General features: G+C 38.2%; 15 protein-coding genes and 1 pseudogene. 15 read left to right on the top strand and 1 reads right to left on the bottom strand.

Annotated features, from left to right (window positions below; all coding sequences use genetic code 11):
* Window positions 1-209: 209 nt before the first annotated feature.
* The 3 genes from A3GQ_RS25370 (at window position 210) to A3GQ_RS0122045 (ending at window position 2,304) form a co-directional block, all read left to right on the top strand.
* A complete protein-coding gene (locus tag A3GQ_RS25370) occupies window positions 210-671 on the top strand; it encodes a DoxX family protein (protein WP_083964363.1) in 462 nt (153 codons plus the stop codon).
* 255 nt (window positions 672-926) lie between these two features.
* On the top strand, window positions 927-1,787 hold the full coding sequence (locus A3GQ_RS25950; RefSeq protein WP_245596889.1) for an RHS repeat-associated core domain-containing protein: 861 nt from the start codon (window positions 927-929) through the stop codon (window positions 1,785-1,787).
* Between the two features lie 34 nt (window positions 1,788-1,821).
* Entirely contained in the window at window positions 1,822-2,304 is a 483-nt protein-coding gene (locus A3GQ_RS0122045; protein WP_028778855.1) for a hypothetical protein, read from the top strand.
* 220 nt (window positions 2,305-2,524) lie between these two features.
* Here the strand turns inward: A3GQ_RS0122045 and A3GQ_RS28580 are convergent, their stop codons facing one another.
* Window positions 2,525-2,656, bottom strand: coding sequence for a Tn3 family transposase (locus tag A3GQ_RS28580; RefSeq protein ID WP_156877902.1), 132 nt, complete (start codon window positions 2,654-2,656; stop codon window positions 2,525-2,527).
* Between the two features lie 599 nt (window positions 2,657-3,255).
* Here A3GQ_RS28580 and A3GQ_RS0122060 point away from each other — a divergent pair.
* The 12 genes and pseudogenes from A3GQ_RS0122060 (at window position 3,256) to cas2 (ending at window position 14,513) form a co-directional block, all read left to right on the top strand.
* Window positions 3,256-4,371, top strand: a complete 1,116-nt coding sequence (locus tag A3GQ_RS0122060; RefSeq protein ID WP_028778856.1) for a HEAT repeat domain-containing protein — start codon at window positions 3,256-3,258, stop codon at window positions 4,369-4,371.
* A gap of 51 nt (window positions 4,372-4,422) precedes the next feature.
* Window positions 4,423-4,767: pseudogene (locus A3GQ_RS27565) on the top strand (Tn3 family transposase); the annotation flags it as partial.
* A gap of 51 nt (window positions 4,768-4,818) precedes the next feature.
* Window positions 4,819-5,031, top strand: coding sequence for a hypothetical protein (locus A3GQ_RS0122065; protein WP_028778857.1), 213 nt, complete (start codon window positions 4,819-4,821; stop codon window positions 5,029-5,031).
* A 305-nt stretch (window positions 5,032-5,336) separates the two neighbouring features.
* Window positions 5,337-5,804, top strand: coding sequence for a DUF5412 family protein (locus A3GQ_RS25955; protein WP_051272268.1), 468 nt, complete (start codon window positions 5,337-5,339; stop codon window positions 5,802-5,804).
* A 462-nt stretch (window positions 5,805-6,266) separates the two neighbouring features.
* Window positions 6,267-6,452 carry an HNH endonuclease gene (locus tag A3GQ_RS28585; RefSeq protein WP_083964365.1) on the top strand — a complete coding sequence of 62 codons (186 nt, stop codon included), beginning with the start codon at window positions 6,267-6,269 and terminating at the stop codon, window positions 6,450-6,452.
* 237 nt (window positions 6,453-6,689) lie between these two features.
* Entirely contained in the window at window positions 6,690-9,092 is a 2,403-nt protein-coding gene (locus tag A3GQ_RS0122080; protein WP_028778858.1) for a CRISPR-associated helicase/endonuclease Cas3, read from the top strand.
* Between the two features lie 17 nt (window positions 9,093-9,109).
* Window positions 9,110-9,820: a type I-C CRISPR-associated protein Cas5c gene (gene cas5c, locus A3GQ_RS0122085; RefSeq protein WP_028778859.1), complete on the top strand. Its 711-nt coding sequence runs from the start codon at window positions 9,110-9,112 to the stop codon at window positions 9,818-9,820.
* Window positions 9,821-11,680: a type I-C CRISPR-associated protein Cas8c/Csd1 gene (gene cas8c, locus A3GQ_RS0122090; RefSeq protein WP_028778860.1), complete on the top strand. Its 1,860-nt coding sequence runs from the start codon at window positions 9,821-9,823 to the stop codon at window positions 11,678-11,680.
* Complete coding sequence (gene cas7c / locus A3GQ_RS0122095; RefSeq protein WP_028778861.1) at window positions 11,667-12,536, top strand: type I-C CRISPR-associated protein Cas7/Csd2; 870 nt, start codon at window positions 11,667-11,669, stop codon at window positions 12,534-12,536. Before cas8c ends, cas7c begins: the two co-directional genes overlap by 14 nt.
* Window positions 12,526-13,185: a CRISPR-associated protein Cas4 gene (cas4, locus tag A3GQ_RS0122100; RefSeq protein WP_028778862.1), complete on the top strand. Its 660-nt coding sequence runs from the start codon at window positions 12,526-12,528 to the stop codon at window positions 13,183-13,185. Before cas7c ends, cas4 begins: the two co-directional genes overlap by 11 nt.
* Entirely contained in the window at window positions 13,182-14,210 is a 1,029-nt protein-coding gene (cas1c, locus tag A3GQ_RS0122105) for a type I-C CRISPR-associated endonuclease Cas1c (RefSeq protein ID WP_028778863.1), read from the top strand. The genes cas4 and cas1c overlap by 4 nt, the downstream gene beginning before the upstream one ends.
* A gap of 9 nt (window positions 14,211-14,219) precedes the next feature.
* Window positions 14,220-14,513 (top strand): CRISPR-associated endonuclease Cas2, encoded by a 294-nt coding sequence (gene cas2 / locus A3GQ_RS0122110; RefSeq protein ID WP_028778864.1) that lies wholly within the window; start codon window positions 14,220-14,222, stop codon window positions 14,511-14,513.
* Window positions 14,514-14,905: the final 392 nt, after the last annotated feature.

A 14,905-nucleotide genomic window follows, 5' to 3' on the forward strand; every position in this document is an offset into this window, starting at 1 on the left:
TAAGCAAAAGCGCAAGTGGAGGAATCGGTACTTGGTCATCCTTTTTCTCTGTTGAAATGAGTGAAAGCTATTTTCTCTCAAAGTATAAATAGCTTTCACTCGCTAAAACTTCTACTTTTTCAATAGAGTTTCGGCTATATTCCACGCTGCGCATAGTAAAGTATAAAACAATTCATACATCATAGACACATAAAGGAAGGGATCAAAAGATGAAAACAAAAGGAAAAATGATCGCTTATTGGACAGTCACATCACTACTGGCAGTATCCATTTTGTTAAGTGGTGCTGGTCAACTGATGAAATTGGGAGGAAATATCGAGCTAGTAAAGAATATTGGTTATCCATTATACATCATGAACATTCTTGGGATTTGGAAAATACTTGGAGTCATCGCTATCGTTGTGCCAGGTTTTCCTCGGCTTAAAGAATGGGCTTACGCTGGTATCTTCTTTTTAATGACTGGTGCGGCTTTCTCTCACGTGCTTGCTAACGATTATGGTGATTACGGGTTTCATATTATCCTTCCGCTTTTCTATGTTACACTCAATATCGTTTCATGGGCACTAAGACCACAAAGCCGTATCTTAGGGAATTTGCTTGATAAAACTGAAAAACGTGTGCAAAAACAAAGTCTAGTATTAAATGATTCGGTGACCCCAAATACAAAATAGGAGTTTCCAGTAATCAAATGAATAAAGTATTGGCCAAGATGAAATAGATCACTTCGGTGGTCTTTTTTTATTGCAAGCATGGGGTGGATAGGACTGTGACGTAAAGACTTAGAATAATGTGCTTTTAGAAAAAAAGGGGATTCCCGCTTTTGCTTTGAATAGATCTTTGTGGTATCACATATTGAATCACGGTTTTGTATGTTCGTATTTCATCGTATCACAACGTCTTCAATGTGGGTTTATCCGTTTTTGATAGTGTTGAGTGCGAGTGTCATCGCGTCATTCGCCTATGATTCCAAAGGTTTACGCAAGACGATGACGACAGTATCTGGTACCATTACTTTCCACTATGATGAAAATAACAACGTGGCTTATGAAACAGATAGTACCAATGCGATTGTGGCTAGTTACACATGGAATGGTATACAACCTGTAAGTATGACACGTGGAGGAAAAACCTATTACTACCAGTTAAATGGGCATGGAGATGTTGTTGCACTTACAGACGGTACTACAGGTGCTGTGGTAAACACCTATGACTATGATGCATTTGGGAATGTAGTAAAGCAAACAGGTACTGTGGAAAACCCCTATCTTTATGCGGGTTATCGGTATGATAAAGATACTGGGTTATATTATTTACAAGCAAGATACTATAATGCTAAGGTTGCAAGGTTTTTGACCCTTGATCCTGATCTTGGTAATGAAAATGAGCCGCTAACTCAAAATGGATATAACTATGCAAATAATAACCCTGTAATGTATATTGACCCTGATGGAAACTATCCCGCTGTCATTGGAGTTTTCTATATCCCCTATGTTGGTCAAGTATTGCTACTAGCCACAGGAGTTGTTGTAATGGTATATATTACCTATAGAGCCATTTCTTGGATCGCAAAAAAAGTTCGTGCATTATATAGTAAATCTAAAAAAAGTAAAGCAAGTAAAAAACAAAAAGCAACGGATGTTCCTTCTTGGGCAAAAGGAAAAAGACCACATCATGGAGAAAACGGGAATGAGTTTGCAAAAAGATTATGTGATGATCGTTTTGGCCCTGGAAACTATAAAAAAGGCCCTGGGAGCGATTTTAATAAAATAAAAAAATTGGGAGATTGAGGCTTTAAATAAAATGCATTAGGAGAGGGATATTTTGAGATGTCATTATATAGTTGAATTCTTGTTTGAGGAGAAAAAATATTACTGCATTTGGTATACGGATGATACCGACGGGATTCTTGTAGAATCAAACAAAATTAAATATTTTTCTACTGTTCATGAACTGCGAAGTTATAGTCTTAGTAAGCGGCTCACATTGGAAGACGAAGTGATAAAATACGATATTAACCAAATGATTGAATGGCTCTCAAGTGATCCGAGATCCGTTGATTGTAAAATGATTCTTGAGTTTTGGAATATATTTTCAGATGTAGCTCGTTCCATAGATGAGCATTTCTATGGTGAAGATGAAGTAGTTTCACCACTATATGAGAAATTATTTTATGGGAATAATTTAGATCCCATAAATAAAAGCGGCCATGTTTATATTCCGATATGGAACAATGAAGAAGTAGTAGCATTAACAAAGGTTGTAGAAAGCGGGTTAAATCTTTTTCGAAAATCGATTCTACAATAAAATGGAAAGCTCTAAAGATTTAGTGTGACAAGAGAACTAGCCCCTTGTCACACTTTTTTCTTGGAAGTAAAAGAAGTAATCGTAGCTTGTCATTGGGGTAGGACCAGCAGATCTTGTCATTAAAGAAAGTAAGAGTGTGGCGAGTTTTAAAGATTCGACCAAATTGACTGGTTGCTCTTCCGAGCATGCTTGGTTTTCCATTTCGCTGTAAGGTTTGAATCTATTGAGTAGCATTCACCGTTCCCAATTTAAGTGAACCTGCAACTAGCAACATATCTTCCCAGTTTTTCTGAATCAAATTTTTCCGAATCCGATTACGGATAATCCGTTCAACACTTGTTCTAATATGCATTCCTAGGTACAAAGTGGATTTTACCGGTAATCACCTCGCCCCTGCCAAAGTATTTCGGATTTGGACCAGAATAAACGGTCTTGACAGGAGTGACAAAGCGTAATCCATCCGCAGATTTCGCGTTACTGGCAGTATATCAGCACTATAGTGCCAGTAAATATTATTACTGGCATAAAAAGAAGTTTTAGAATCTAAAGAGGAAACAAAAGATAACCTCAAGATCTGTACGGTGATCACAATTACCCAGATTCACTGTATGGAAATAAAATCAATTTTCGAATAGGACAGATTACAATGACCAAACTCTGTTTTCATTCTTTTTCTTATGTCCATTTTAATGTGTTCTTGCTCGAAAAGAGACACCTCAAACTATACTTTAGCTGCTACACATAAGGAGATGGTTGATATTTCCATGTATAAACAATGCTTGGAAGAAGCAGGTATTGATTTTGAAGTGAGAAAACAAGGAGTCTTTATCCCGAAAATGAGGTTTATAATGCAATGGTAGCTTGTGATTGATCCTATTCTGGAGGCCCTTTGGGCTTCTTTTACTTTCACTAGAATAGGATGGTCCCTATTTATTTTTATGGAGGTACAGATTGAAAAATCGTGATTTAATTTCAAACATTATCTTTCAATCAGATAAGGAGATACATAACGATGTCAAGGCCTGTGCTTTACTCTTTCTTCATTGGATAGGAAGAGAACTATCCTTCCCCAAAAAAGTGATGGTTTGTCTATTAGACGTAGAAGAACTGATAACCACTAAAATGGAGGCTGCAAATGGTTCCTTTTTTGCACCATATGATGAATCGGAATTATCTAAAATAAAAGTAGCCGTGGGGAGTTTTGAGGAAGACTCAAAAGAATATGGTGCTGCCATTGTTCTTCAAAATTATATATACACATTGGCACATGAAATGGCACACTATGAACAGTGGATAGGTAAACGCCCATTTCGGGAGCGTTTAGCGATTAAAAGAGGAGCAGAGTTAGTCGATAAATTTATCGAAGATCAAATTGAGTATATTTCGAATGAGCTTTCTCCTGCTCATCAACTTCCTCATATGAAAGAGTATTATAACGTTTCCATTTTAAACGTTTGTTTAGAAATGATAGAGAGAATGGGAGAGTTAAATACAACAGAAACGATGGATTGGTTTCTATCACTGACTAAAGATAAGAATGAATGGATTCGGTATAAAGTAGTAATGGAGTTGCGCAACTTTGAGGGTAAAAAGGTAGTAGAAGCTCTTATCGAAAGACTATCTAATGACGTAAATCCTACTATTCAAGCATATGCCGCAGAATCATTACAATATCATAAAGATAAAAGTAGTGTGATGTCCCTTTTTCATGCATTGGATCATAAAGAGCCAGAGGTAAGAGGATGTGCAGCAGTTGCTTTAGGATGGATGGAGGAAAGAAGTGCGATAGCATCTATAAAAGAAAAATTAAAGAAAGAAAGATCACCTCGTGCAAAAATGCGCTTCTATGTCGCGCTTTATTTATTTGGAGAAAAAGAACATATCCATAACATTTGTTCCTTTCTAACGAATCGTTCTCCTTATATTCGAGAATCCGCAGCAGGATATATCTTTTTACTTCCGATAAATAGTGAAATAAAGAAAACAAAGCTAGAAGAAGTATGGGAACAGGAGACGGTGGATTGGGTAAAATCTTCAATATCTGATAAGCTTCAAATGTTAGAATAAATGCTGTTAACTGTAAATATCCCATCTAGGGGTAGAGGGAGCGAAGAAAGTGCTTTGTGTGAGTATGATAACATCATCAGAAGTCTTTATTTCTTGAACTATATTGATTCTCCGCCCTTACGTCGTAATGTGTACAAGGTATTGAATCGAGGAGAGAGTTATCATAAATTACACAAAACAGTATCCTATGCTAACTTCGGGAAGTTATGTTTTAAAAACGAAAATGATTAACAAATATGGGGTGAGTGTAGTCGCTTACTCGCCAATTTCATTATTTATTACAATGCCAGTATCCTATCGAACATGCTTGTTTATAGAGAGAGCCATGGTCAAGATTCGGACGTATTGAAACAAATTTCTCCCGTTGTTCAGGTAAAATTCAATAAGCATGGAAAAAAGTTGGACTAAAATCCACGTAATGAAGTTATGCTTAGGAGTGTTTTCAGAATGAAGAAATTTTTGTGTATTTGTTTGATAAGTATGTTTTTCTTGTTTGGCTGTAGCAACCAACAGGAACCTACCTACTATGAATATTGGACTGTGTATGGTGGTGACAATGATATACTAGAATGCCTCAGAGATGCTGGTGTAGAATATAAAGTAATAAAAAATGAAATATATGTGGATAACCCAGATGAAGCATGCAATAACTGTTGCTAAATATATTTCATAAAACATCTCGCAAAGTCATCCAAAATCCTTCAATCTCTTAATCACTTGTTGCGTGGTTATATTGCCCTGTTCCAACTGATACTGTGGTAGTCGTTTTTTCCGCGCCTACAGTGAGTTTTTAGGGCAAGCGACCATGCTTTTTTATTTGCGATCCGGCTCCTACTACTATCAGTGATTGTTAGTACGACCGAAAAATATGTAGACATGTAAGTATGATCAAGTCTAAATAAAATAGTGTTGTATATACGTTTTTTACTCTAGAACGTACTACAACCTCGCACAAGGAGTAACAAATGAAAAAAAATATGGTAACAAGCCTATTTAGTGTACTAGTATCTCTCATTTTGATAACATCATTAATCGTGGGATGTTCGGATATGCTATCTAATAATTGGAATAGTCTCAATGAAGAAAAATTAAAGGGAGAATTGAAGAGAACATATCCTTCCCCAGATGGCGAATACACTTTAAAAATCTACTATGTTGACCGCGAACCATTCGGTTCGAGCGCAGCAAGTGGGGAACTAGTAAATCAAAAAATGAGAACGATTAAGAATATTTATTGGAATTATCCAGATGAAAATCCATATGTCAAATGGATCAACAATCACACGGTAATCATTGGAGATAAAACTTTGGATGTAGACAAAGGAGATACATACAATTGTCAAGAGGACCAAAAAAAATCGACAGAGTGTCAAACAGACAAGAAAACATCAACAAGCGACAAAGAATCAATAATGCCCCCTCAGGGAAAGTAAAGTTAACGGATAGAAGACAATAACCAAGTGCTGAAAAATGGCGGTTAGAAGGTCTATTACCACTCTAGCCGGTCTGCTAGTGTAACTCCCTCATCCAGAGTGGATGAACTATAGGAATTCCATAAATTTTTTTAAATTGGATATTCCACCTTTTCGGGAAGTTGGGCAATACACTCATATTGGATTAAAAGAGACTCTGACTTGTCTGGCAGTTTCTTTTGTGTTTATGATTTAATTCAATGTGATACGTACCTTTTGAAAAACCAATGAATGGATAGAACTATGGTTCTATCCATTCATTGGTTTTAGACCTACTTCATGAACTCTCCTAACACATCCCTAGTGATTCTTAGCCCAAATCAGGATTAATAGTCCCAAGTTGCGTTTCCTGGATATCCATCTGCATCAGAACCTCGCCAAAAGGAAGACCAACTTCTACAGCTTTGGAAAGAACAACGAGGCATTTGTCCTGTTTGTAAACAAAAGATCATCAAACTAACAGGATGGCACAACCACCACATGGTTTGGCGATCTTTAGGTGGTTCCGAATCACAAGAGAATCGTATTCTTTTGCATCCAAATTGTCATGACCAAGTCCATAACCAACAATTAACTATTGAGAAACCGCGTCCTCCAAAGGGTGTTTGAAGAGGCTTGAGCTGATTGCGAGGAAACTCGCACGATCAGTTCTCAGGAGGGAATGGCTCCGAGAGGAGTCTGACCTACCCGACCGGACAAAAATACGGAATTCACTAATATTCCATCATATGGTTAATTTACAAAAAATAGCAATAAATTTGCCCTGAGTCCCCACCCAAAAGATTTGACAAAATTACATATATTCTTATAATATGGTTTATCTTCATAGGACAAAGAAGGGATGAGATGGATAGTATTGCACATATCCGAAAAAAGGATAAACAGGTACAATCTGTAGAACAGCACCTGCTAGAAGCAAAAGAGTTGGCCGAGGAATATGGGGAGAAGTTGGGGATTAGGCATGTTACAGGACTTGCGGGATTGCTTCATGATTTAGGTAAATATACTACTCAGTTTCGTGATTATATATTTAAAGCCGTTTATCATCCGGATTACGCGCCTCGGCGAGGGAGTATCGATCATTCGACTGCTGGCGGCAGGTTATTATACGAATATTTCCATAAACATGATCAGCCGTTTTACATGATGATTACAGAAATAGTTGGTAATGCAATTTTCTCGCACCATTCCTATTTAAAAGATTTGATTACGCCGGATCTAGAGTCGGATTTTTTGAAGCGTGCAGAGAAACCACTAGATGAGTTTGAACAAACAAAACAGCAATTTTTCGAACAAGTGATGGATGAACAATCTTTCCGAGTCTACGTCGATTGTGCAGCTAGTGAATTGGAAACTTTTTTGAGAAGTGAACGGGAATTTGGTTTTGAAAAAAAGTTGTCGTTTTTAACCAAATTTGTGTTTAGTGCTCTGATCGATGCTGATCGTACCAATACTCGTTTATTTGAAGAAGAACAAACAACCGTACTCTCCATCGATTTGCAGCCGTTATGGGATGTGTATTATAATCGATTGGTGCGCAAAATTCAATCTTTTGTAAACGATACAAAGATCAACAAGCTCAGAAATAAACTATCAGAACAATGTGAAGTGTTTGCCGCAAAGCCATCGGGGATTTATACGCTATCTATTCCGACTGGTGGTGGCAAAACGTTAGCAAGTTTACGCTACGCAATAAAACATGCTAAACTCCATCACAAACAACGTATTATTTATATCCTTCCATATACTACAATTATCGAGCAAAATGCAGCAACTGTACGCGATATTTTGCAAGATCCTGCCCATATTTTAGAACATCATTCCAATATCATTATCGATGAACAAGATAACGAACAAAAAGATGGTGTTAACGACGCGTTAACACTGTCAAAAGATAACTGGGACTCGCCGATTATTTTTACTACAATGGTTCAGTTTCTTAATGTGTTTTATGCTTACGGAACACGTAATATCCGCCGATTGCACCAGCTAAGCAATGCGGTGTTGATTTTTGATGAGGTGCAAAAAGTTCCTACTCACTGCATTTCTCTATTCAATGAAGCGCTTAATTTTTTAAAAACATGTGCACGTGCAAGTATTGTTCTTTGTACAGCAACACAACCTGCACTTGATTTTGTTGAGCAAAAATTAGATATCAATCCAGATGCGGAAATGGTTAAACAATTGCCTGCTGTTGTGGAAGCATTTAAACGAGTAAATATTGTTGATAATGTGACAGAAAAATCGTGGAGCAGCGAACAACTCGCCGATTTTGTTCTCGAACGTATGAATCATATGGACAGTGTCTTAGTTATTTTAAATACGAAAACAGTAGTGAAACGACTCTATGAACTCCTGAAAGATCAAAGTATGGATATTCCTATTTTTCATTTGAGTACAGCGATGTGTGCTGCACATCGGAAAGACATTTTATATCAAGTGAGAGCTTACTTGGATCAAAAGAAAAAAGTCATTTGCATCAGTTCCCAATTGGTAGAAGCAGGGGTGGATATTAGCTTTTCTTGTGTAGTTCGTTCATTAGCCGGGCTTGATTCGATTGCACAGGCCGCAGGTAGATGTAATCGACATGGAGAAAGGGCGATTGGTGATGTATATATCATTGATCATGAAGAAGAGAATTTAAATCACGATAGTTTAAAAGAAATTCGCATTGGAAAAGAAGTGGCGAAACGAATTCTTATTGATCGGAAACAAGGGAAGATCGAGCAAGATGATTTGTTATCTCCACGGTCGATGAACCACTATTTTCAGGAGTACTATGAAGAGCTTAAACATAATCTCAATTATGTTATTGATGTTCAAGGATCAAAAAAAGAGATGACAGAGTTATTGTTTGCTACGCGTACAACAAGTAGTTATTGCAATGACTATCGGAACGAAAAAAAAGTAGCTTTTCCACTTGTGCTTCCCTATAGCTATGGGACTGCGGCGAAGCATTTTCGTGTGATCGATAACCAGACAACTTCGGTGATTGTGCCATATGGAGATGGCAGTGGAATCATTGATGATCTTAGTGGAAGGAGTACGATTGATCGACTTAGTCAGTGGTTGCAGCGAGCCCAGACTTATACAGTTGAGTTATTTGAGTACGAAAAACAGCAATTGATGCAAAACGGAGGGATCATTTCCTACGAGGACAAGATTTTTGTGCTCAAAGACGCTGCATATAATGAATGGTTTGGTGTAGATGTGAAAAATGAATCTGGGTCAGGATCTTTATTTGCTTAACTAGGATGTGAGAGAAATTGCGTAACAGTGTGGAATTTCAACTTACTGGAAACTACGCTTTATTTACTGATCCACTGATGAAATTAGGTGGGGAAAAATTATCATACCAAGTTCCAACTTATCAAGCTTTAAAAGGTATAGTAGAAAGCATTTACTGGAAACCAACTTTATTGATGGTAGTAGATGCGGTACGAGTGATGAATCGTATTCGGATGGAATCCAAAGGAGTTCGACCGCTTGAATATAATGGTGGAAATACGCTAGCTAACTATACTTATCTGCGAGATGTTTGTTACCAAGTAAGAGCCCATTTTATTTTTAATCCCCATCGTCCGGATTTAGCGTTTGATCGCGACGAACATAAGCATCACAACATATTCAAACGGTCGTTAGCTGTGGGTGGAAGACGAGACATTTTTCTTGGTACACGCGAATGCCAAGGATATGTGGAACCTTGTGTATTTGGTGAAGATGAGGGGTTTTATGATGTTGACGATGAAATTTATTTTGGGACAATGGTTCATGGTATCAATTATCCAGATGAGACAGGCCGTGAACAATTAGAAGTTCGTCTTTGGCATCCAGTGATGAAAAACGGTGTTATCGAATTTATCCGCCCTGATCAATGTACAATAGTTCGCCAGATTTCTGATTGGAAAACCAAAAATTTTGATGCATCGAATATACAGTCAGCAGATGAATTATGGGCAGAGTTAGGAGGTGAATAAATGAGCTATCTACTACAGCTCTATGAAACATATCAAGCGAATCTTGATCAAGTGGGTAAATTTTTTAAGAAAAATAACGATCAAACATATACACTTTTACCTATTTCCCATACAACACAAACGGCTCATATTGAGGTTTTGGTGAGTGAAGTCGGGGATTTTCTCACAGCTAAAATTCTTGGGAAAGATGTCACAGTTATTCCTTGTACAGAAGATTCCGCGAGCCGATCAGGATCAAAGATAGCCCCATACCCCTTGCATGACAAACTTAGTTATGTTGCAGGTGATTTTACTCATTTTGGAGGTAGCAAAGGGGAGAAACCTTTTGCTCATTACTTAGAACAATTAAAACAATGGGCTACTTCTATTCATGCTGATGAGAAAGTGAAAAGTATTTATCAGTATGTGCGGAAACGGACATTGATTGCCGATTTGATCAAAGAAGATATCCTTCCTGTGGGTGAGAACAATAAACTGATTGAAAAATGGGATAAAACAAGAGGAGATAAACCGCAAATTTTCCAGACAATCACTGAAAGTATAGATGGTGCTTTTATCCGTTTTCGTGTTTACTCTTCTCTGAAAAAAATACCAAAAGTTTGGGAAGATCAGAAGATGTATACATCTTTTATTCGCTTTTATCACAAGCAGCTACATGGAGATGATTATTGCTATGTCACTGGTAAAATCCGTGCTAGCACATATAGGCATGCAAATAAAATCAGACATGCTGGTGACAAAGCGAAGCTCATCTCTTCCAATGATAATAGCGGTTTTACTTTTCGAGGTAGATTTAACACTGCCGATCAAGCTGCAAATATTAGCTATGATGTATCACAGAAGGCACACAATGCATTAAAATGGCTAATTCAAAAACAAGCGAAAATCATTGATAATCGTGTTTTTCTCGTTTGGGGCAACCATGTTGAATCTGTCCCTGATCCAATGGCAGACACACTTTCTGCGTTGAATATTGGATTTGAAACAGAATTAAAGAAACAAACCTATACGTATGAACACTATGCTAAACAAGTGGCCAATGCAATTGATGGGCGAAAAAGTGATTTATCAGCAGATCCCAATGTTAACATCATCGTACTTGATTCGGCAACATCTGGTAGATTAGCGGTTCTTTATTATCGTCAGTTACAAAGCGACGACTATTTAGACCAACTGAAGAGTTGGCACACGACATGTGTTTGGTTACATCCATTTCAAGGGAGATACTTTTTTGGTGCTCCATCTACACAAAATATTGCCCTAGCTGCCTATGGATCACAGGTAAATGAAAAAGTAATAAAGGGATTGATGGAACGTCTTCTGCCATGCATTATTGATGGACGAGCGATTCCTAATGATATCATCCGCAATGTTTTCCATCGTGCTTCTAATCCTGTCGCTTTCAAAGAAGAAGGAGAGTGGGAAAAGACATTGAGTGTAGCCTGTGCACTAATTCATAAACAACAAGGAGGAGTTGGAGTGGAATTAGATCTGACAAATGAAGATCGTAGTTATTTATTTGGTCGTTTGCTTGCGGTTGCTGACGTTTTAGAGCGAAGGGCAATGGATAAGATGGAAAAACGCGCAACCAATGCGATTCGTTATATGAATGCTTTTCATCGTCATCCGGAGCGTACTTGGGGAATGATTCAAGCTGCACTGCAACCATATCAGGTGAGATTAGGAGCGGGAGCTACAGATTTGAACAAATTGATTGATCAGATTGGTGCAAAAATAAAGGTGGAAGATTTTAATAATAAGCCACTATCCGGTAAATATTTGCACGGTCTTTACAGTCAGCGATATGAATTGTATCAAAAAAAAGAATCGAAAAAGGAGATAAGTAATCATGAGTCTTGATCATAAAATTGATTTCGCAGTTGTGTTAACGGTGCATAAAGCTAATCCGAATGGTGATCCATTGAATGGAAATCGTCCTCGTCAAGACTATGATGGTCATGGTGAGATTTCTGACGTGGCGATAAAACGGAAGATTCGTAATAGATTGCTCGATATGGGTGAGATGGTGTTTGTTCAATCCAATGACAAACAAATAGATGGATACAGTAGTTTAAAAGAACGGGCGGAAGCTCATCCAGAATTAGTGAAGTTGCTACAGGAAAAACAAGATATGAGCGACCGGTTTGCGAGTGTTGCATGTCTAGAATGGATTGATGTAAGAAGTTTTGGGCAAGTATTCTCTTTTAAGGGTAAGGCTAAGGGAAAAGGTGTTTCTGTTGGGGTGAGAGGGCCAGTTTCTATTCATACAGCAACCAGTATAGATTCGATTGATATTTCCAGTATGCAAATCACCAAAAGTGTAAATAGCGAGACAAGTGAGGGAAAGGGCTCTGACACGATGGGAATGAAACATCGAGTAGACTTTGGTGTGTACGTTTTTTATGGCAGTATCAACACACAATTGGCGAAAAAAACGCAATTTAGTAACGAAGATGCTGAAAAGATCAAAGAGGCGCTGCGCACGTTATTTGTGAATGATGTTTCTTCAGCTAGGCCAGAAGGTAGCATGGAAGTGTACAAGGTGTATTGGTGGGAGCATAGTTCAAAACTAGGCCAATATTCCTCAGCGAAAGTACATCGGGCGTTGAAAATAAAAAGTAAAACAGATGAACCAAAAACGATTGACGACTATGCGATTGAGCTTGATGACAGCGTGATCCAAGGGTTAAAGGTTGAAGTCATCGATGGGATATAGCGAGGAAGATGAATACCTGTGGTTGTCAGGTATTCAACATTTCCAATTTTGCCAACGCCAATGGGCGCTGATTTATCTCGAGGATCAATGGGCAGAAAATGATAGAACCATCGAGGGGCAGTATTTACATCGCAATGCAGATCAACCATTGATCAGGGAAAAACGAGGAAATAAGTTGATTGTACGGGGAATGCGGATTCGATCGCATGATCTCAAGTTTACGGGAATTTGTGACGTAGTAGAGTTTGTGCGCGATGACAACGGCGTACAGTTAAGTGGTGAGGAAGGAACCTACATCGCTTATCCCGTTGAATACAAACGTGGCAAACCAAAAAAAGAGGATGAAGATATTTTACAATTAGCAGCTCAGGCCATTTGTTTGGAGGAAATGCTGCTTTGTGAAGTTCCGATTGGTTATCTCTTTTATGATTCTATCAAGCGACGAGTAGAGATTCCATTAACTGATGACATAAAGAACAAAGTAAGAGCAATAGCACAGCGCATGCATCAGTACTATCAACGCAAACATACGCCAAAAGTGAAGACAGGTTCTTTTTGCAAAAAATGTTCCCTTCAACATGTTTGTTTACCTGAATTATTACGCAAACAGTCAGTAAAAAGTTATATTGAAGGGAAGATTGCTGAGTGAGAAAACTGCTCAATACTTTGTTTGTTATTGAACCTGATGCGTATTTATCTCTACAAGGGGATAACATCATTGTAGAACGAGAGAGGGAGAAAAAACGTTTTCCAGCACATAATTTGGAATCTGTTGTCACTTTTGGATATACAGGAGCAAGTCCAGCGTTAATGGGTTATTGTGCAGATAGAGATATTTCGCTAGTATTTCTCAAGCAAAATGGACGATTTCAGGCACGAGTGATTGGTAAGAGCAAAGGAAATGTATTACTGCGAAAAAAGCAGTATTTGTTTTCAGAAGATGAAACACAGTCGACGACTATCGCGCGAAATTTTATTACTGGTAAGATTTATAACCATAAGTGGATATTGGAGAGAATGACTCGAGATTATGAACAACGTATTGATGTTGCTCAGTTTAAAGAAATATCTCGGCATTTATCAACGATACTATCAGAAATACGTAACTGTAACGATTTGGAACAATTGCGTGGTTGGGAAGGACAAGCTGCTGCGAGCTACAACAAAGTGTTTGATCAGATGATTTTACAGCAAAAAGAAGATTTCTACTTTCATGCTCGTTCACGCAGACCTGCTACAGATAAGGTGAATGCGATGTTATCTTTCGCTTATACACTACTTGCAGGAGACACTGCTGCTGCGCTAGAAACGGTAGGATTGGATGCTTATGTCGGTTTTTTGCACCGCGATCGGCCAGGCAGGGCGTCGTTAGCTCTTGATCTAATGGAAGAGCTACGAGGAGTCTATGTAGATCGTTTTGTGTTATCACTTATTAATAAGAAAAGGATGCGAAAAAGAGATTTTATCGAGCAAGAAAATGGTTCGGTGATCATGACGGATGAAGCCAGAAAAAAATTTTTGTCTGCTTGGCATGAAAAACAACAAGAGAAACTTACGCACCCTTATTTGGCAGAAAAAATATCTTGGGGATTGGTTCCGTTTGTGCAAGCCCTATTATTGGCTCGATTTTTACGTGGGGATTTAGACGAATATCCACCTTTTCTATGGAAGTAGGGATTTCTGATGTTAGTCTTGGTCACTTATGATGTGAGTACAACTACAGCAGAAGGAAAGAAACGCTTGAGAAAAGTAGCGCAACTCTGTCAAAATTATGGACAACGAGTGCAAAACTCTGTTTTTGAGTGTATCGTGGATACCACACAATTCACTGCTCTCAAAATATCACTTAAAAATGTGATCAATGTCGAGGAAGATAGCCTAAGATTTTACCGTATTAGTGGTTCTAATTATAAAAATAAGGTAGAGCACGTGGGAGCAAAAGCCTCGATCGATCTCGATGGCCCATTGCTCTTTTAGTGCGAACCCCTAGCTCCCATAAATTTTCTAGGACATTCGCACCATGTTTTGACGTTTGTATGTTCCCTTTTTATATCCGTTGCTTTTAATTTAAAATGGAAAAAGTGTTATAGCGTATGGAAAGTGTGTGGAATTGGTTCTTTTTGTATGAAAATCACTGTCGCACCCTATATGGGTGCGTGGATTGAAATCATTCTGGGCACGATTTATGAAGACCAGGGACAAAGTCGCACCCTATATGGGTGCGTGGATTGAAATCAGAAACAAGAATTGAAGATTATAGAACGAAACGTCGCACCCTATATGGGTGCGTGGATTGAAATCATGGTCTAGCTCATCAGTGGATAGGCGACCAGCCGTCGCACCCTATATGGGTGCGTGGATTGAAATTT

This window comes from Shimazuella kribbensis DSM 45090, assembly GCF_000428065.1.
Lineage (GTDB): Bacteria > Bacillota > Bacilli > Thermoactinomycetales > Thermoactinomycetaceae > Shimazuella > Shimazuella kribbensis.

Bases quoted from the DNA above. Each gene is read 5' to 3' on its own strand.
- A3GQ_RS25370 (WP_083964363.1), top strand. From the start codon at position 210: ATGAAAACAAAAGGAAAAATGATCGCTTATTGGACAGTCACATCACTA.
- A3GQ_RS28580 (WP_156877902.1), bottom strand. From the start codon at position 2,656: ATGCATATTAGAACAAGTGTTGAACGGATTATCCGTAATCGGATTCGG.
- A3GQ_RS0122065 (WP_028778857.1), top strand. From the start codon at position 4,819: ATGAAGAAATTTTTGTGTATTTGTTTGATAAGTATGTTTTTCTTGTTT.
- A3GQ_RS25955 (WP_051272268.1), top strand. From the start codon at position 5,337: ATGAAAAAAAATATGGTAACAAGCCTATTTAGTGTACTAGTATCTCTC.
- A3GQ_RS0122080 (WP_028778858.1), top strand. From the start codon at position 6,690: ATGGATAGTATTGCACATATCCGAAAAAAGGATAAACAGGTACAATCT.
- cas8c (WP_028778860.1), top strand. From the start codon at position 9,821: ATGAGCTATCTACTACAGCTCTATGAAACATATCAAGCGAATCTTGAT.
- cas4 (WP_028778862.1), top strand. From the start codon at position 12,526: ATGGGATATAGCGAGGAAGATGAATACCTGTGGTTGTCAGGTATTCAA.
- cas2 (WP_028778864.1), top strand. From the start codon at position 14,220: ATGTTAGTCTTGGTCACTTATGATGTGAGTACAACTACAGCAGAAGGA.